This is a genomic window from Hyphomonas atlantica corrig. (assembly GCF_000682715.1).
GTDB classification, from domain to species: domain Bacteria; phylum Pseudomonadota; class Alphaproteobacteria; order Caulobacterales; family Hyphomonadaceae; genus Hyphomonas; species Hyphomonas atlantica.
Genome location: NZ_AWFH01000045.1, coordinates 72,692 through 89,256 on the forward strand (window position 1 = coordinate 72,692; position 16,565 = coordinate 89,256).

16 protein-coding genes are annotated in these 16,565 nt (G+C 56.7%); 6 read left to right on the forward strand and 10 right to left on the reverse strand.

The genetic code is table 11. The annotated features are described in order from the left end of the window. Window positions 1–9 precede the first annotated feature (9 nt). The 3 genes from HY36_RS13075 to HY36_RS13085 are packed head-to-tail and all read right to left on the reverse strand — an operon-like array spanning window position 10 to window position 3,105. On the reverse strand, window positions 10–405 hold the full coding sequence (locus tag HY36_RS13075; protein ID WP_035553647.1) for a nuclear transport factor 2 family protein: 396 nt from the start codon (window positions 403–405) through the stop codon (window positions 10–12). Beyond that, window positions 398–1,960, reverse strand: a complete 1,563-nt coding sequence (sufB, locus tag HY36_RS13080) for a Fe-S cluster assembly protein SufB (protein WP_051602785.1) — start codon at window positions 1,958–1,960, stop codon at window positions 398–400. The genes HY36_RS13075 and sufB overlap by 8 nt, the downstream gene beginning before the upstream one ends. Further along, the gene (locus tag HY36_RS13085) at window positions 1,960–3,105 is read right to left on the reverse strand and encodes a cysteine desulfurase family protein (RefSeq protein ID WP_035553648.1); all 1,146 of its coding nucleotides are present in this window, start codon (window positions 3,103–3,105) and stop codon (window positions 1,960–1,962) included. Before HY36_RS13085 ends, sufB begins: the two co-directional genes overlap by 1 nt. Before the next feature lie 109 nt (window positions 3,106–3,214). Here HY36_RS13085 and HY36_RS13090 point away from each other — a divergent pair, with 109 nt between their 5' ends. Next, the gene (locus tag HY36_RS13090) at window positions 3,215–3,892 is read left to right on the forward strand and encodes an alpha/beta hydrolase (protein ID WP_035553651.1); all 678 of its coding nucleotides are present in this window, start codon (window positions 3,215–3,217) and stop codon (window positions 3,890–3,892) included. Here the strand turns inward: HY36_RS13090 and HY36_RS13095 are convergent. After that, a complete protein-coding gene (locus HY36_RS13095; protein ID WP_081806193.1) occupies window positions 3,889–5,052 on the reverse strand; it encodes an anhydro-N-acetylmuramic acid kinase in 1,164 nt (387 codons plus the stop codon). The two genes, HY36_RS13090 and HY36_RS13095, sit on opposite strands and share 4 nt — an antisense overlap. 14 nt (window positions 5,053–5,066) lie before the next feature. Here HY36_RS13095 and tyrS point away from each other — a divergent pair, with 14 nt between their 5' ends. Continuing rightward, the gene (gene tyrS / locus HY36_RS13100; protein ID WP_035553657.1) at window positions 5,067–6,317 is read left to right on the forward strand and encodes a tyrosine--tRNA ligase; all 1,251 of its coding nucleotides are present in this window, start codon (window positions 5,067–5,069) and stop codon (window positions 6,315–6,317) included. Here the strand turns inward: tyrS and HY36_RS13105 are convergent. Further along, a complete protein-coding gene (locus HY36_RS13105) occupies window positions 6,314–9,694 on the reverse strand; it encodes a DUF3971 domain-containing protein (RefSeq protein ID WP_035553659.1) in 3,381 nt (1,126 codons plus the stop codon). The two genes, tyrS and HY36_RS13105, sit on opposite strands and share 4 nt — an antisense overlap. An 83-nt stretch (window positions 9,695–9,777) precedes the next feature. Here HY36_RS13105 and HY36_RS13110 point away from each other — a divergent pair, with 83 nt between their 5' ends. The 3 genes from HY36_RS13110 to HY36_RS13120 all read left to right on the forward strand — a co-directional run bounded on the left by HY36_RS13110 (window position 9,778) and on the right by HY36_RS13120 (window position 12,187). After that, on the forward strand, window positions 9,778–10,242 hold the full coding sequence (locus HY36_RS13110) for a peroxiredoxin (RefSeq protein ID WP_035553661.1): 465 nt from the start codon (window positions 9,778–9,780) through the stop codon (window positions 10,240–10,242). A gap of 204 nt (window positions 10,243–10,446) precedes the next feature. Further along, window positions 10,447–11,673, forward strand: a complete 1,227-nt coding sequence (locus tag HY36_RS13115; protein ID WP_035553664.1) for a M23 family metallopeptidase — start codon at window positions 10,447–10,449, stop codon at window positions 11,671–11,673. Then, window positions 11,657–12,187, forward strand: a complete 531-nt coding sequence (locus tag HY36_RS13120; protein WP_051602786.1) for a bactofilin family protein — start codon at window positions 11,657–11,659, stop codon at window positions 12,185–12,187. Before HY36_RS13115 ends, HY36_RS13120 begins: the two co-directional genes overlap by 17 nt. Window positions 12,188–12,265: 78 nt before the next feature. On the opposite strand, the gene HY36_RS13125 is transcribed toward HY36_RS13120, so the two are convergent. The 3 genes from HY36_RS13125 to HY36_RS13135 form a co-directional block, all read right to left on the reverse strand. Next, window positions 12,266–12,736, reverse strand: a complete 471-nt coding sequence (locus tag HY36_RS13125) for an NfeD family protein (RefSeq protein ID WP_035553668.1) — start codon at window positions 12,734–12,736, stop codon at window positions 12,266–12,268. 4 nt (window positions 12,737–12,740) lie between these two features. Further along, complete coding sequence (locus HY36_RS13130; protein ID WP_035553670.1) at window positions 12,741–13,652, reverse strand: SPFH domain-containing protein; 912 nt, start codon at window positions 13,650–13,652, stop codon at window positions 12,741–12,743. Window positions 13,653–13,792: 140 nt separating this feature from the next. Next, the gene (locus tag HY36_RS13135) at window positions 13,793–14,275 is read right to left on the reverse strand and encodes a peroxiredoxin (protein ID WP_035553674.1); all 483 of its coding nucleotides are present in this window, start codon (window positions 14,273–14,275) and stop codon (window positions 13,793–13,795) included. A gap of 119 nt (window positions 14,276–14,394) precedes the next feature. On the opposite strand from HY36_RS13135, the gene HY36_RS13140 reads away from it, so the two are divergent. Continuing rightward, window positions 14,395–14,955, forward strand: a complete 561-nt coding sequence (locus tag HY36_RS13140) for a YqgE/AlgH family protein (RefSeq protein ID WP_035553675.1) — start codon at window positions 14,395–14,397, stop codon at window positions 14,953–14,955. Here HY36_RS13140 and HY36_RS13145 read toward each other — a convergent pair whose 3' ends face one another. Together HY36_RS13145 and HY36_RS13150 are read right to left on the reverse strand one after the other, a co-directional pair. Next, window positions 14,956–16,035 carry an EAL domain-containing protein gene (locus HY36_RS13145; protein WP_162175998.1) on the reverse strand — a complete coding sequence of 360 codons (1,080 nt, stop codon included), beginning with the start codon at window positions 16,033–16,035 and terminating at the stop codon, window positions 14,956–14,958. Then, on the reverse strand, window positions 15,995–16,564 hold the full coding sequence (locus HY36_RS13150; RefSeq protein ID WP_035553680.1) for a GNAT family N-acetyltransferase: 570 nt from the start codon (window positions 16,562–16,564) through the stop codon (window positions 15,995–15,997). The genes HY36_RS13145 and HY36_RS13150 overlap by 41 nt, the downstream gene beginning before the upstream one ends. Window position 16,565: the final 1 nt, after the last annotated feature.

A 16,565-nucleotide genomic window follows, 5' to 3' on the forward strand; every position in this document is an offset into this window, starting at 1 on the left:
GGTGGCGACTTACGCGTCTCTCTGCGACAGCATATCGGATTCGCGCACGGATAGCCGTTCAGTCCACAAGGTCAGCGAGTGACACCGGCCATCAGCGTCCAACTCAACTTTGAGAATGCCGTTCGCGCGGTACGGTTCATCTAACGCTACGATGGTGCCGCCCATTGTCCAGTGCGCCCAACCTTCGGCGATTTTTTCAATTTCGAAAACGCTATCCGCCGTGCGAGCCCAAATATCAGCGAAGTAGGTTGAAATGACCTCCGCGCCTTTCGCGGGAGCATTGAACGGCGTCTCGAAAAATTCTGCAGTCTCGCCAAACAGGGATTTCAGCAACGCAACGTCGCCGCCGTCGTGGGCTCTGGCATAAGCGTCGAGCCAAGCGTCAAAGGCGTCAGCACTAGCCAACGCTGCCCTCCAAACTGACTTTGAGGAGGCTTTGCGCCTCAACTGCAAACTCCATCGGCAGTTCCTGCAGCACTTCACGCACGAAACCGTTCACAAGAAGGGCCACGGCCTCTTCCTCTCCGATGCCACGCTGACGAACGTAGAACATCTGATCGTCCGACAGTTTGGTGGTCGTCGCCTCATGTTCGAGCTGCGCATCGGCCCGGCGGTTCTCCACATAGGGCACGGTGTGCGCACCGCAGCGATCGCCGATCAGCAAACTGTCGCACTGGGTGAAATTGCGCGCCTTGTCGGCCTTGCGATTGATTGAGACGAGGCCGCGATAAGTGTTGTTCGACTTGCCTGCCGAAATGCCTTTGGAGATGATCCGGCTGCGTGTGCGCTTGCCCAGATGGATCATCTTCGTACCGGTATCGGCCTGCTGGCGGCCATTGGTGACAGCGATGGAGTAGAACTCGCCGACACTGTCATCACCGCGCAGGATGCAGCTTGGATATTTCCAGGTCACGGCCGAGCCGGTTTCCACCTGCGTCCAGCTGATCTTGGAGCGGTCACCACGGCAGTCGCCGCGCTTGGTCACGAAGTTGTAAATGCCGCCCTTGCCGTTTTCGTCACCCGGCCACCAGTTCTGGACGGTAGAATACTTGATCTCGGCATCTTCCAGCGCGACCAGTTCGACCACGGCGGCGTGAAGCTGGTTCTCGTCGCGCATAGGCGCGGTACAGCCTTCGAGGTAGGAAACATAAGCGCCTTCATCACACACGATGAGCGTGCGCTCGAACTGGCCTGTATTCTCGGCATTCATCCGAAAATAGGTAGACAATTCCATCGGGCAGCGCACGCCCTTGGGCACATAAACGAACGTCCCGTCAGAGAAGACCGCGCTGTTCAGCGTCGCAAAGAAATTATCGGATTGAGGCACCACGGTGCCGAGGTATTTCTTCACCAGCTCCGGATACTCGTGCACGGCTTCGGAGATTGACATGAAGATCACGCCGGCCTTTTCGAGCTCCTTGCGGAAGGTCGTCGCAACGGAAACGGAGTCGAACACCGCATCCACGGCGACTCGTGGGGTCTCTCGCGCAGCAGCGGCGCTCTCGGCCGCGCCCTCAACACCGAGCAACACCTCGGCTTCGCGGAGCGGAATGCCGAGCTTCTCGTAAGTTTCCAGAATTTCCTTCGGAACGTCGTCGATGGACTCGTACTTCGCGCCGGTTTTGGGCGCGGCGTAGTAATAGTAGTCCTGATAGTCAATGGTTGGATAATCGACCATCGCCCAAGTTGGCTCTTCCATGGTCAGCCAGCGCTTGTATGCCGCCAGGCGCCATTCGAGCAGCCATTCCGGCTCTTCCTTCTTGGCCGAAATGAAACGGATCGTATCTTCGGACAGCCCCTTCGGCGCCATGTCCATTTCAATGTCCGTGACGAAGCCTGCGGAATAGTTTTCGGACTCGAGCGCCTTCGCGGCCTCGACCGTTTCCTGGTCGATGCTGTCCTTCACCTTTACGTCGGTGCAGTCATCATCGTGATCGTCGATGCCGCCACAGCAATCCATCAAGCCGTTTCCTTCAATACCGTGCGCCGGGCTGCGTCGAGCCAGGCGGCTGCCACGCCGATAAAGTCTTCCGGCGTGCTGTTCCATCCAAAGCTGGTGCGGATTGCGGATTCCGCAAGGGCGTCAGATGCGCCCATCGCCAGCAATACGAGCGACCGCTTCACCTTGCCAGACGAACATGCAGACCCGGCTGAAATACACACACCCGCCAGATCCATCGCCATGACCTGCGTTTCCGCCGCAAAGCCCGGCTTGGCAAAGTTTGACGTCCCGGCCAGCCGCTCGGCGGTCTTGCCCATGATCGTCACGCCTGCTTCGCGTTCCAATTGCGCTTCCATATCATTTCGATACGAAGACAACATAGCATATTTTGGCAGATCCTTCACGGAGGCTTCGATCGCAGCGCCAAAGCCCGCCTGCGCGGCGACATTCTCTGTGCCAGATCGCAGCCCACGCTCTTGTCCACCGCCATGCATGACAGCCTTCAACGGAGCGCCAGCCCGGTGCCATAAGGCTCCGGCGCCCTGCGGGCCGCCAATCTTGTGCGCCGACAGGCTGAGATAATCGACGCCGAGCAGGCCGACATTGACTGGAATCTTGCCAAGCCCCTGTACCGCATCGCAAATCGTCAGTCCGCCGGCCTCACGTACGATACGCGCCGCGTCGGCGACGGGCTGGATCACGCCGGTCTCATTGTTGGCCAGCATCAGGCACAGCACCGGCGTGCCAAACGTCTCGTGGTCCCAGTCTGCAACCTGATCCGACAAGTGGTCGAGATCCACCGCGCCATTAGGCGTTACATACGCTGTTTGAACTCGCGCCCCCGAATGCGCTGCCGCTTTTGTAATTGCCTCATGCTCGATGGCAGAGACGAGGAAAGTGCAGTTTCCGTTCAGGGCCGCAACGACACCGTGAATCGCCAGATTGTCCGCCTCGGTTCCGCCACCGGTCAGGACAATGTCTTCGGCCCGACTGCCAATAGCGCCGCCAATCGCCGTGCGCGCACGCTCCAGCACGCCCCGGGCAGCACGTCCGGATGCGTGCACAGAAGACGGATTGGTCGCGCCCATGTCCCACACATCCACCATTGCCTTGCGCGCTTCCGGCCTTAGCGGTGAGGTTGCATTGTAATCGGCATAGATCATGGTGGTGATATACAGACTTCCAAGCGTTTTTGCAGGTGCAGAAAAATTTGCTTTTTACAGCTCAAATGGCTTATGACCGCGCCCTTTCCCCGTGACCAGCGAGTATGACATGGCAGAACTGATTATTCCGGGCCCTCAGGGCCGTATCGAAGCCCGTTACACAGAGCCACCGGTTCCCGGCGCGCCGATCGCGCTTATCCTGCACCCGCACCCCAAGGCGGGCGGCACGATGCAAGATCCGATCTCTATCCTGCTGTACCAGATGTTTGAGCGTCATGGATTTGGCGTCCTGCGCTACAATTCACGCGGCGTTGGACGCAGCCAGGGCCAGTACGATCAAGGCATCGGTGAACTGGAAGACGCCGCTTTCGTGCTCGACTATGTCGAAAATCTCGCAGAAAGCCCGCGTTATGTCTGGTGTGCCGGCTACAGCTTCGGGGCGTGGATCACGCTTCAGCTGCTGATGCGCCGCCCGGAGATTGACGGCTTCCTTGCAATCTCGCCGCCTGCGAACCACTACGATCTGTCATTCCTGGCACCCTGCCCGGCCTCTGGCCTGATCGTGTCCGGCGACTCAGATTCGATCTCCTCCCCTGAGGATGTCGAACGCGCGCTGACCAAGGTTCGCGTCCAGAAGGGCGAACAAATTGACCGCGCCACAGTCAAAGGCGCCAACCACTTCTATCAAGACAAGCGCGATGAGCTGATCGGCCTTTGCGAAGATTACCTGCTGCAGCGCCTGTCCGACGCGGAAGAAAAGCTGCGCCTGGAAGCCGAGGAAGACTAGGCCAACAATTTCCCGCCTCCCATGGGGGCGGGAACGCCTGTTGTTGATGGCCAACTGATCGGCAAGCTACGCGCTGTCCTTGCCGCCAGAAAGGCAAATGCCTCCGCCTCGATTGAATCGCCTCGCCACCCGACCGATTCAGCAGCCAGCACGTCGCAATTTGTCGCCCCGGCCAAAGCCTCCATCAGCACCGGATTGTGTCGGCCACCTCCACAAACAATCATGCGCGCCGGATATTCCGGCAGCAACGCAAGTGCCCGCGCCACCGCTCGCGCGGCAAATGCCGTCAGCGTCGCCGCGCCATCCTCTACTGACAACCCGCGCACCATGCTCGCGTTGAAATCATAACGGTCGAGAGATTTTGGCGGCGCCTGATCAAACCAGTCATGATCAAGCAATTGCACGAGCAGCCCCTCATGCGCCCGTCCGGCCGCCGCGAGGCGACCGCCGACATCATGAGTGCCGCGTGCATGTCCTTCCACCCACTCATCAATCGGCCCATTTGCGGGGCCTGTGTCGAAGGCGACTAAGGCACCATCGCTCATACGCGCGGTGATGTTTGCGACGCCCCCCAAATTAAGGACGCAGGCCGCCTCATCGCCAAGGCGATCAAGCAGTGCGACGTGATAGGCGGGTGCCAAAGGAGCGCCTTGTCCGCCCGCCGCGACGTCGTCCGAGCGGAAGTCAAAAGCGAGCGGAACGCCAAGGACGGCTCGCATTGATGGTGCGTCTATCAGTTGTAGCGTCGCGCCCTCGACGTCGGCGTTTGGGGCGCGGTGCAACACCGTCTGACCATGCACCCCCGCCAGCACAGGTTGCGGACCTTTCCACGCCGACAAAAGTTGCCCCCAGGCTGCCTGGTGAGTGCTTGTGATGACCCGGCGAGCCGCGTCAAACGCGACATTGGGCTCCTCACCCGTCCAATTCCATGCGCGTGCGGCGTCTGTTGCGCCCTGCAAAATGGCGCGCTCTTCGTTTGTGTATTTCCGCTCAGCCGTTGCGCCAAAATCGAAAACTTGCTCGCCATCCGTCAGGATCAACGCCGCATCCACAGCATCCAGCGACGTGCCGGACATGAAGCCAGCCACCCATTTAGGCTCAGAATTTTCACTGATGGAGTTCAAGAGTTCAGCTTTCCATGTTACGCGCGGGCGCTTCACGGAGACACGAGAAGATGAGCGATTACAAGTCGGAATTCCTGAAAACCCTGTCAGACAGAGGTTTCATCAAGCAGGTCACACATCCAGCCGAAATGGATACCTATTGCCAGACCGGCATTCCGACAGCCTATATCGGCTACGACGCGACAGCTGACAGCCTGCACGTAGGCCATCTGATGCAGATCATGATGCTGCGACACCTGCAGAAAGCAGGCGGCAAGCCGATCGTCTTGATTGGCGGGGGCACGACGAAAGTCGGCGATCCGACCGATAAGGAAAAATCTCGACCGTTGCTGACGGACGCGCAAATTGCGGAAAACATGGAAGGCATCAAGAAAGCCTTCTTGCCATTCCTTACGTTCGGCGATGGCCCGACCGATGCCATTATGGTCAACAATGATGATTGGCTCGGCAAGCTGGGCTACATCGAAATGCTGCGCAATGTCGGAACCTACTTCACAATCAACACAATGGTGAAACAGGATACGGTTGCCCGCCGCCTCGCGGCCGAGCAGCCTTATACCTTTCTTGAGTTCAACTACCTGCTGATGCAGTCCTATGATTTCCTCGAACTGTTCCGGCGTCAGAACTGCCGCATGCAGATCGGCGGCTCTGATCAATGGGGCAATATTGTTGGCGGTGTCGACCTGATTCACAAATCGGTTGGTGGCGAAGCCTATGGCCTGACGGCGCACCTGATCACTACGTCTTCTGGTGGCAAGATGGGAAAGACGGCAGATGGAGCTGTCTGGCTGAATGCCGACCGCAAGAGCCCATACGAGTACTGGCAATTCTGGCGGAACACGGAGGACGCCGATGTTGGCCGCTTCCTGCGCCTGTTTACCGAATTACCGCTGGAAGAAATCGCCCGACTTGAAGCGCTTGAAGGTGCCGACATAAACACAGCGAAAATTGTGTTGGCGAACGAGACCACCCGCATGCTGCATGGTGAAGCAGCCGCGAAGGAAGCGGAAGCCGCAGCTTCGGCTGTCTTTGCCGCAGGCGGATCTGCGGAAGCTTTGCCGACGGTCGAAATTCCGACCTCTGAGCTAGAAGCAGGTATGCTTGTGGCCGCGGCGTTTGCAGCGGCAGGACTGACAGAATCGAATGGCGAAGCCCGCCGTTTGATCAAGCAAGGTGCGGCGAAGGTGAATGATGCCCCTGTGTCTGATCAAAACGCATCCATCTCGGCTGCTGATATTATCGACGGCGCGATCAAACTGTCAGCAGGCAAGAAACGCCACGCCCTGGTGAAGCCAATCTAGAATTCTTCTTCCGGAATGGGTGGCAGCTCTGACGGAATAGGCTCATCATCTGGACGCGCCTGAGCTTCAGGGATCTCTGTATCCGCCGGGTTTTCAAAGATCCGGCGGATAACGCCTGGTGCGAGCGCAGAAAGCGGATTCACCGATACATTCGCCTTTTCCAGACTTCCGCGCACACTGTAGGTCAGCGAGAACACGCCCTCACCATCCCGTCCAACGACCAGGTCACCGATAATAGGAATTCCTCCGAGCGCTGAGTTCATCCCAAAACTCGGAACCAATACACCATCGACACTTATATCGCTGTCGGCGTTGAGATACCCGTTCACAGTCAACCCCAGCGCTGGCCCTTGAGCCTTTCCACCCGTTACGACATAGCGGTCCCCCGCAACCGTCAACGGAATATCGATCCGGGAGAACAGCACGCCATCACCACCCAGCGTGTCTGCCAATCCACGGAGCGAAGCGAGGGAAAGTATCTGCGTAAGAAATGGAGCGTTTCTCAATCGGCCATCCGTGATGACAATATCAAATTGTGACGGTGATCCGTCGCGGGCCAATGTGCCCTGAAGATCAAGACGACCGCTTTCCAGAAAATCGAGATCTAGAAACGCGCTGGCAATAAAGCCTGCGTCGCTGCTGATCACCCGAATCTTCGTTCCTTCCGGCGATGACCCATCAAGATCAATATCAAATGCAGAGCCATCGTCGGTGTTGCCAGTTGCAGACAGCTTCTGCATTCCGTTCACAGTGGAATTCCAAGTGACATCTGCATTCCGCACAAACAGCCCGCCGCCCATGGCAAGCGTATCCACATCAGCCGTCACATTGAGAGGCGTACCGTTCGACTCGTTCGCACTTCCCAGCGCGCCGATTCCGGGAAGCGCACCTGACAAATCGAGATAGCTACCTACAAGTGCCACTTCGAGATTGTCATTCTCATCGCGTGTGATTTGTCCGTTCACATCCGCCGTATCAGCAAGATAGGCGCGGCGTAGATCCGCGGATACCAACCGCGAATCCGGTCCCAGGGTGAATTGACCATCAAGATAGGCATCATCACTGCGGAACAGCACGTCAGATGAAAAGCCATCACCTTCACGCTCGTAATGGACTGAGACTTTACCGTCTTGCCCTGCCCGCTTGACCCAGCCGATTTCCGACAAGTCCAATCGCGCCTCAGTCAAATCCATCGCGACATTGGCAACCGAGACTTCTTCGCCATCGATTGTGGCCTGTATCTCCGCTGGCACTTCACCTGACAAGTAAGCGCGGCCGGGCAGACCAAATCGATTGAGTACGTCCGGGGACACAATTGCCGTGGCAGACAAAGCAGAAGGCGCATCGCCATCGGTAAAGCCGTCTCGCCATGTAAACTGAACAGGTGCCGGCCCCAGGTCACCAAACCCGGAAATCGTCATTCCCTCCTGGTCCACCTTGATCTCGGCCGTTGCCTTGGACAGATCCAGCCCAAGCGCCGCACCCTTCAGCCCGCCATCTGACAGGGTTCCGATCGCGGTGTAGCGCACGTCTTCATCCGGAACATTGTCGAGTGCCGGACGGAACAATTCAAAAGTCGCCTCAGCTTTCCCACTTACTCGAGATTGTTCAAAATCCAGTTCCAATCGGGATTCGTTGAGAGTCTTGATTACAAGGTCTGCCGGGCCGTGACCTCTTGCAAATACCCTGAAATCCTCCCCCTTCGGATTAAAAGCAGGGAAATCCACAAGACCTTCATCGACGTTCCAACCGCCATAGTCAGCACGATCAACAATGACGCGGAAGCTGTTCCCGGTCAGTCGTCCCGTACCTACGGCATTTTCGGCGGCAGGCAGATCGTCCAGGAACTTCACGTTGGCGGAGTTGATATCGAAGGTGAGATTCAAATCCTCGTCTCTCAGATATCCCTGTTCGAAGCTGTCCCGCTTCAGCGTCAGCTGCGCCTCAAGATTCGTCACGTCGGTGTTGGTGATGCGCTTGTCGGTGAAAGAGCGAGCGCCTGTACCAAGTGTTACTGGCCAGAAAGCCAGAACAGACTCTTTCGCCACACTACCTTCCGTTTCAAGCTCGATCGTGCCGACGAAGGGAGGCTCCATGCCCTCGCGATCTGCAAGCAAGGCAACATCCAATAGAAAATTGAACCGGGTATCATTTGTCTTGAAACTGAGCTTCGTATTCTTGAAAGCCCGCCCGGTAAAATCGGCGACACCCAGCATATTAAGGTCAGCCAGCGACACTGGCGCAGCAAGTGTTGGCGTGATGTCGAGAGCAAGCCTGTCACTGGCCAGAGTGAAAGCGCGATCTCCCACGCTTTTGAGAGCATCTGACACCGTAATATCGAGTTCCCCCGAAACAGGTCCGAATTTTGACGATACCCAATCGATCCTCAGTTTGTCTTCCGTTGCAAGGTATGCGACCTCAAGATCGAGATCCGACACCTCAAGCCCGTCATCACCGAAGGGGAGTTCACCTCCCTCGAGCGTCGCAAGCAATTTGATCTCCTCGACACCATTAAGGGAGGATGTGTCGAATTCGAGCGTAATGTCGGCTGGTACGCCTGCCAGTGTTTCACTTTCAGCTCCGAAGCGGGCTGCCAGATCTGCGAGCGACCATTCTGCAACTGCAACCGATGCATTCATGCGGGCGTTCATTTCGGAGGTCTCGACATCAATTGCGATGCCACCGGGCAGCCCGGTCCCAACACCGCTGCCAGAAATCGCCAGTGACAGTCCGTCCTCTTCCGACAACAAGGCACCGCGCGAATCTGCGAGCTTGAACATTTGCGCGCCATCAGCACCAACGACCCGCATTTCGAATTGGTCGAATGAAAGCCGCTCTAGACTGAAATCCTGCTGGGCTTCACCAAGAGCTGTCAGGACCATAGGCAGCACGGTGTTGATCCGTTCGAGCCACTCGCTCGGATTCTGAGGCATTTGCCCAACGGGGATTTCCGGAAGCGGATCACCGGCAATGTGCCAAATGCCGTCTGTGGATTGCCGAACATCGATCCAGCCGTCTCGCAAATCGAGACCCAGTACTTCAACGTCACCAAGCACAAGAGCCGAGCCTGCAAGTACGATGCGCGCGCTATCCGCCTCGGCTGACACATTGCCCTGATCGTCAAGCAGACGAATATCATAGCCCGTCACGAGCACACGTCGGTCTTCGGCAGACCACTCCAGGTAAACATCATCCACGGTCACTGGCCGACCATTGCGCGAATTGCTCAATCCGCGTTCGATGTCGTCTCGGAACATTTCCAGCTCAATGGGGCCACTCGATAAACGAAACACCAGCAACGCTGCCAGAAGCAGGACGACCAGAATCAATCCACCCAGTATCTCTAGTATGATAAGCGCGGCTGGCTGACGGACCAATTCGAAGACTCCGGAAATCGGCTAAAAATTACGTTCCATAATGATATATGCACACGAAGGCGCCCGCACCATAGGAGGAATACATGGCGAATCCATTGCAGGCCGGAGACAAGGCTCCGAATTTTTCGATGCCGTCCACAGAAGGCGACATCAGCCTGAAAGACTTTGAGGGCAGCTATCTGGTCCTCTACTTCTATCCGCGGGACAACACACCCGGCTGCACCACAGAAGCGAAGGACTTCACTGCACTGGTAGACGAGTTCGGCGCACGTAATGCAAAAATTGTCGGCGTGTCGCGCGACTCCATGACCAAGCACGAGAACTTCAAGGCCAAGCAGGACCTGAGAGTCATTCTTGCGAGCGATGAGGACGGCAAGACGACCGAATCCTACGGCACCTGGGTCGAGAAGAACATGTATGGCAAAACCCATATGGGAGTCGCCCGCGAGACCTTCTTGATAGATCCAACCGGCAAGATCATTAAACTTTGGAAAAAAGTGCGGGTGAAAGGCCACGCGCAGGAGGTTCTGGAGGCGCTTCCAGAGTAAACAAAACCTTTGCATGACAAGGTTTAAGGCACTCGCCCCAATGATTAACGAGAGATTTACCCTAATACGCGAATAATATCATGAATTATGCTGGCAGGGGGTTTCGTCCCTTTGCGTTTTCGGTATTTATAAATCTACGGGTTTGGGAACTTACTGTAGGTGTGGTTGCAGTAGGCGGTGTGATTCCAGCGACGGGTGGCGTGAATGGCGAAATGGAGTGCGAATCTCAAAGCGACGTTTGATCGCGCATTTCCCGAACGGCAAATATATCATCGTAGTGGCGGCACGGTTCGCTACATTTCCATTTCTCCCTGGCAGCAAGCGATTTTTGCAATTGGCGCAACTGCGCTTGCTGGCTGGACAATTTTCCTGACCGGCTCGTTTGCTCTAGGCGGCTCGACAACGTCGATCGCCGGCAACTCGGACGATCGTGAACTCGCCAAATATGAGCGCTGGGTTCAGGACTTGCGGGCGAAAGACGCGCTTTCCCGGTCACTGCTTGAAGAACGCACCGACGCGTTCCAGCGCGAGACGGCTGAGTGGGAAGATCGCCAGAAAGCACTCGAAGAATTGTTCGAACAGCTAAAGGGCGATGAGGACCTGGAAGTCTCGGCCCTCAAGGGCGACGGCGCTGATCTCTTGGTTCAGGCCTCAATCGAAGAAGCTGACGATCGGCAATCACGCGACAGCTTCCGGATGACGGCGACGCTTGATGCCAGCGGCAATCGCGTCAGCGTGAAGAAACTGAAATATAATCAGGAACGGATGCTTGATGAGGCGGAAGACCTAGCCATTGAACGAGCCGAACGTGCCCGCAGCGTCATTCAGCTGACCACGATTGGCAGCGACCGCATCATGGAAAGTGCTGAGATGGGCGGCCCGCTCGTCTCTCTGGCTAACCTGACCGCAGGTGACGGCAGCGTCCTGTCGCAGCAAGATATCAATTTCTACAATCGGCTGACCGAAACACAGGCTCGTGTCGCCGAAATGCAGTACTACGAACAAATCGTGGAAAGCCTACCTCTGGGCCCGCCTGTCGGCGTTCCCTTCCGTCACACAAGTCCGTACGGAATCCGGGTAGATCCTTTCTTCAAACGCCCGCGCTGGCACAATGGTATTGATGTCGCCGCTTATGGTGGGGCTCCCATCGTGGCATCAGGTCCGGGCACTGTAAGCTTCGCCGGTGCCCGTTCGGGGTATGGACGAATTGTCGAGATTGACCATGGATACGGCTTCAAGTCCCGTTATGGTCACTTGCGGTCGATTTCCGTGTCCAAGGGTGATACGGTTAAAGCGGGCGATCTTGTGGGGAAGATGGGCACAACCGGAAGAAGTACCGGATATCACCTCCATTTCGAGGTGCTGTTCAACGGTAAAGCATATGATCCAGTAAAGTTTTTGAAAGCAGGCCGCCATGTTCACGAAGAATAACAAATCCAGTGACACCCCCACTCCAATTGAACAAACGAAAGTTGCTCCTGCTCAGGATGCCATTCGCGGAGCGTCCTCCAAGCCAGCCGCTCGCGCCGCATCGATCATCTGTGCAGACATGAAGATCAATGGATCTGTAACGTCCGAGGGCGCACTGCAGATCGACGGCACGGTGGACGGAGACGTATCCGCTACTGACATCACCATCGGTGCCAGTGGCCACATTACCGGTGAAGTGAAGGCCGAAGTTGTTCGCGTCAAAGGACGCATCAAGGGTTCGATCCGCGCCCGCAAGGTGGAGCTTGAAACCGGTGCTCACGTCAAAGGCGACATCGTGCATTCTTCGCTTCAGATCCAGTCGAACGCCGTATTTGAAGGCCAAGTGAAGCACGCGGAAGATCCGCTGAAAGACACTGCCCCAAAGGCGGCAGCGAGCGTTTCCAACGAGTCAAAGCAGCCTCTGGCCTCTCAAGGCCCGTCTGCCTCATACGGAATTTCCCCGACAGCGTCCTGATACCGCTGACGATATTATCAGACACAATAAAGGCCGCTCCTATCCGGGGCGGCCTTTTGCAATTGGATCTGATAACTTTCAGGGAGCAGCTTTGCGAACCATCGCAGTCGTCATCTTGGCGCCATCAACAATGATCGTGTCGCCGCCGTGGATAGTCTCGCCTTCGATGGCTTCTGCGCGCCACACTGTATCCCCAACACTGATCTGACCGGTGCCCGACACAAAGTCTCCGACGGCGAGCCCACGCTCACCCACAAGGGCTTGCATGCGCCGATTCAGGGTTGGGTGTTCTGGCGAGCTCTTTCGCACACCAGACAGAACGGTTCGGCCGAAAACCACGAGCGCTGTCGATGCCACGCCAAACACGATCATCTGACCCTGCCAGACCGTCCAGGCATCTGGAGCGAAGTAGGCAAATCCAGCGGTCAACCACGCGGCAATGGCGACCATTAGCAGGTCAAAAGTACCGCTCATCATCTCGATGCCAAACAGGATCAGACCGAGTGCCAACCAGTGCCAGAATGTGAGTTCAGAAAAAACCTGTTCCATCTGATCAGCTTCCTTTCTTGTCGGTCAGCCCCTTGATGCCCTCAATGGTGCCGATGATGCTCGAGAATTCTGCCGGAATGATGACCGTCTTCTGCTGCTCGGACGAAGCCAATTTGGAGAAGGCATCGACATATGCCTGGCCGAGGAAGTAGTTGATCGCGTTCACGTCACCGGCGGCAATCGCTTCGCTGACCAATGTGGTAGCCTTGGCTTCGGCCTCGGCTTCGCGCTCGCGGGCCTCAGCGTCGCGGAACGCAGCTTCACGGCGGCCTTCAGCTTCCAAAATTTGGGCCTGCTTCTGACCTTCGGCTTTCAGAATTGCAGACTGCTTGTCGCCCTCAGCTGTCAGAATCTCAGCACGCTTCAACCGCTCAGCCTTCATCTGGCGCGCCATGGCCTCTGTGATGTCGGCCGGCGGGCTGAGATCGGCAATCTCGATCCGCGTGACCTTTACACCCCATGGATTGGTGGCCGCATCGATCACGGTCAATAGGCGGGCGTTGATGTCGTCGCGATTGGACAGGACTTCGTCGAGGTCCATCGAGCCTACCACGGTCCGGATATTGGTCAGGGCGAGGTTCGTGATGGCGTGGTGGAGATTGTTGACCTCATAGGCGGCCGCCACAGCGTCCACTACCTGGATGAAGACAACAGCGTCGCAGGACACCATCGCGTTGTCCTTAGTGATGACTTCCTGCTGCGGAACATCCAACACGGTCTCCATCATGTTCATTTTCCGACCGACCCGGTCGAAGAAGGGAGTGATGATCGACATGCCTGGATTGAGCGTGCGCGTGTATCGCCCAAACCGCTCAACGGTATAATTGTAGCCCTGCGGCACGAATTTGAACGCGGACGTCAGACCAATCAAACCGACAACCGCGATCAAAATGACGACAGCAAAAAACGGATCCATGTATTCCTCTCCTTCTGTTACCCAGAATTAATGTGGGAGAGGTTTTCCGTTTTTCAATAATACTTTAATGAAAAACGGCGCGCCCAGCCCCACCAGACGCGCCGTTCATCTCACGATTTGCTTAAAAAAGCTTGTCGGGATTAAAGCTGATTAAGCATGTAATCCGCGCTTGATACTTTGAATTCTCCGCCGTCTTCGACATTCAGCTCAGATACGGTACCGTCCTTGACGATCATGGAATAACGCTGCGAGCGCTGCCCCATTCCAAAACCGCTTGCATCCAGCTCCAGGCCGATTGCCTTTGCAAATGCACCATTGCCATCGGCGAGCATGCGTACGGTTTCGCCAGCGCCGGCATCCTTGCCCCATGCGCCCATGACGAAGACATCATTGACGGATGTACAAATGATCTCGTCCACGCCTTTCGCCTTCAGGTCACCGGACTTGTCCACGAAACCCGGCAGGTGACGTGCGGAACATGTCGGCGTGTAGGCGCCAGGAACGGCAAACAGCGCAACAGTCTTCCCGCCGAAAACTTGCTCGGTCGTACGCGGTTGCGGCCCATCGGCGGTCATTTCCATGAAGGTTGCTTCGGGAAGCTTGTCTCCGACTTGAATGCTCATCAGCTGTTCTCCTTGATGCTGTCCTGCTCAGATAGAACGTCAAAGGTGCGGCTACAAGCGTGGCATCCCTTGCCAAAGCGCATCATTTCCCTCAGCCTTGGGGACGAAAGGAAATCGTGATGGACACCGACCTGACCGGAAAGCTGTTGATCGCCCTACCCGGCATTGGCGATCCGCGTTTCTCACGATCGGTTATTCTCGTCTGTGCCCACTCACCTGAGTTTGCGATGGGCATCGTCCTGAACAAACCCATGACGGGACTCACGTTGCCTCAACTTCTGGAGCAGCTCGACATCCCGTTGGAAATCGACATTCCTGATGAACTGGTGCTGGATGGTGGCCCAGTGAGCAGCGATCGAGGTTTCGTGCTGCATACGGATGATGTGATCAGCGAAGGCGCGACGCTCGAAATTGATGGCGAGTTCTGCATGACGGCGACGCGAGATATATTACTCGCGATGGGCACGCGACGTGGCCCGCGGCGCTCCGTGCTTGCGCTCGGCTATTCAGGCTGGGGTGCTGGCCAGCTGGAATACGAACTCGCCGAAAATGCCTGGCTGGTGGGTACGCCTAATGCGGAGCTTGTTTTCGGTGAGAGCCATGATGGGAAATGGGACGCCGCGCTAAACGAACTCGGGATCGACAGCGGACGCCTTCAGATCCATCCCGGAACGGCCTGATTATCCTTTCAGGAACGCCAGGGCATCGGTCTCTTCCATGGGGCGTGCAAACGCGAATCCTTGTGCATAATCGAAGCCGAGACTCCGCAGGCGGGTAGCGTCTTCCTTGTTTTCAACCCCCTCAGCCGTCGTTGTCATGCCCAAGCGTTCGGCAAGCAGGGTGAGTGTGCCAAGTATTGTATCTGTACGGTATTGCCCCAGACGGCGGGTAAGACCATGGTCGACCTTCAAACTGTCCGCAGGAAAGTCTGCAAGCCAGGCAAAAGAGGAATGCCCGGTGCCGAAATCATCGAGCACCAGACCTGCACCGACAGCTTTCAGCGCCAACACTGCTGCAAGCGCATGGCTCTCATCCCGCAAGGCCGCCTGCTCCGTCAGTTCGATCCTCAACGATCTCTCCGGCAGGTCGTACCCGTTCATCAATGCTTCGACCAAAGCAGGCAGAGCACTCCGAGACAGGTCCCTCGCGGTCAAATTCACATGCATGAACAGATCTGATCGTCCGGATTGCGCCCGCATCTTGGCCAGCGTTTCCGCTGACCTGATCAGCATGTTTGAAGCGAGCGCTTCGTCTTCATACCGGTTCGGCGGGTTCTTTGCGTCGCCACCATCCCAGCGCGCCAGTGCCTCAAACCCAGCTATGTGCCCGTTTCCCAGAGAGATGATCGGTTGGAATACGGGGTACAAATCTGGACCAGGCTGAAGGTCTGAGGGATCAAATTCCGAAAATTCGCTATCAGCCAACAACATGCCCAGCGCTTCGTCTTGACCGACAAATGCGCCCACCAGATGAATATCGTCGCCCTCTGACAAACGCAGGCTGCATCGCACCGGCCCTTCGGGAACCTTGAATGCTTCTGCAAGCCGGCCTCGGCTAAGCCCTTCAAACAACTGCTCAATCGCGTTGAGCGACCATTGGCCAGCCAGAACCGACAATTCGGTTCCCTTCGGCGCTTCAATCAGAAGCTGCCTGGTTTCGGCATTCCAGTGCCAACTGCCTTGGGCTTGCGTCGCTTGGTCAGATCTCATCTCGATCAGCCTAGTGTTGAACGTCTCGCCTGACGAGGGCGAAAAGGACATGATCGCGTCTGACACCCGCAATCTCAAGGTATTTCTCTGCATGTCCCTCTTCCCGAAAGCCGTTTGATTCCAAGACTTTCCGGGAACGCAGGTTTGATGCCAGTATTCCTGCCTCAATGCGATGAAGGTGCAGATTGTTGAACGCCCAGTCGCAAACTGCCCGCACGCCTTCCTGCATCAGGCCCTGCCCCTGAAAGTTGATGCCCAGCCAGTATCCCAGACTGGCACTATCGGCGGGCCAACCGCGGACATTGGTGAGGGATACACCGCCAACAAGTTCGTTGTCTTCCAGCCTGCGGATAAGAAATACGTAGGCTCGGCCAGACTGCCAGCCTGATTTCCACGCCTGAAGCCGCCTGGACCAGTCGGCACGGGAGTTGGCGTCTTCAGGCCAACTTGGCTCCCAGGGCTGCAAATGCTTCCGACTACGCTTGCGCAGATGGGACCAATCCTTGAAGTCCCGCTTCCTCGGCGGCTCGATAACCAGCCGATCCGAGACAATAACGGTTTCCTTCCGGCTGATCGCCATT

Excerpts from the sequence above, each read along its gene's own strand:
- sufB (WP_051602785.1), bottom strand. The coding sequence starts at position 1,960 with ATGGATTGCTGTGGCGGCATCGACGATCACGATGATGACTGCACCGAC.
- HY36_RS13135 (WP_035553674.1), bottom strand. The coding sequence starts at position 14,275 with ATGAGCATTCAAGTCGGAGACAAGCTTCCCGAAGCAACCTTCATGGAA.
- HY36_RS13125 (WP_035553668.1), bottom strand. The coding sequence starts at position 12,736 with ATGGAACAGGTTTTTTCTGAACTCACATTCTGGCACTGGTTGGCACTC.
- HY36_RS13150 (WP_035553680.1), bottom strand. The coding sequence starts at position 16,564 with ATGGCGATCAGCCGGAAGGAAACCGTTATTGTCTCGGATCGGCTGGTT.
- HY36_RS13085 (WP_035553648.1), bottom strand. The coding sequence starts at position 3,105 with ATGATCTATGCCGATTACAATGCAACCTCACCGCTAAGGCCGGAAGCG.
- HY36_RS13140 (WP_035553675.1), top strand. The coding sequence starts at position 14,395 with ATGGACACCGACCTGACCGGAAAGCTGTTGATCGCCCTACCCGGCATT.
- HY36_RS13130 (WP_035553670.1), bottom strand. The coding sequence starts at position 13,652 with ATGGATCCGTTTTTTGCTGTCGTCATTTTGATCGCGGTTGTCGGTTTG.
- HY36_RS13110 (WP_035553661.1), top strand. The coding sequence starts at position 9,778 with ATGGCGAATCCATTGCAGGCCGGAGACAAGGCTCCGAATTTTTCGATG.
- HY36_RS13115 (WP_035553664.1), top strand. The coding sequence starts at position 10,447 with ATGGCGAAATGGAGTGCGAATCTCAAAGCGACGTTTGATCGCGCATTT.
- HY36_RS13120 (WP_051602786.1), top strand. The coding sequence starts at position 11,657 with ATGTTCACGAAGAATAACAAATCCAGTGACACCCCCACTCCAATTGAA.
- tyrS (WP_035553657.1), top strand. The coding sequence starts at position 5,067 with ATGAGCGATTACAAGTCGGAATTCCTGAAAACCCTGTCAGACAGAGGT.
- HY36_RS13145 (WP_162175998.1), bottom strand. The coding sequence starts at position 16,035 with ATGTCCTTTTCGCCCTCGTCAGGCGAGACGTTCAACACTAGGCTGATC.
- HY36_RS13090 (WP_035553651.1), top strand. The coding sequence starts at position 3,215 with ATGGCAGAACTGATTATTCCGGGCCCTCAGGGCCGTATCGAAGCCCGT.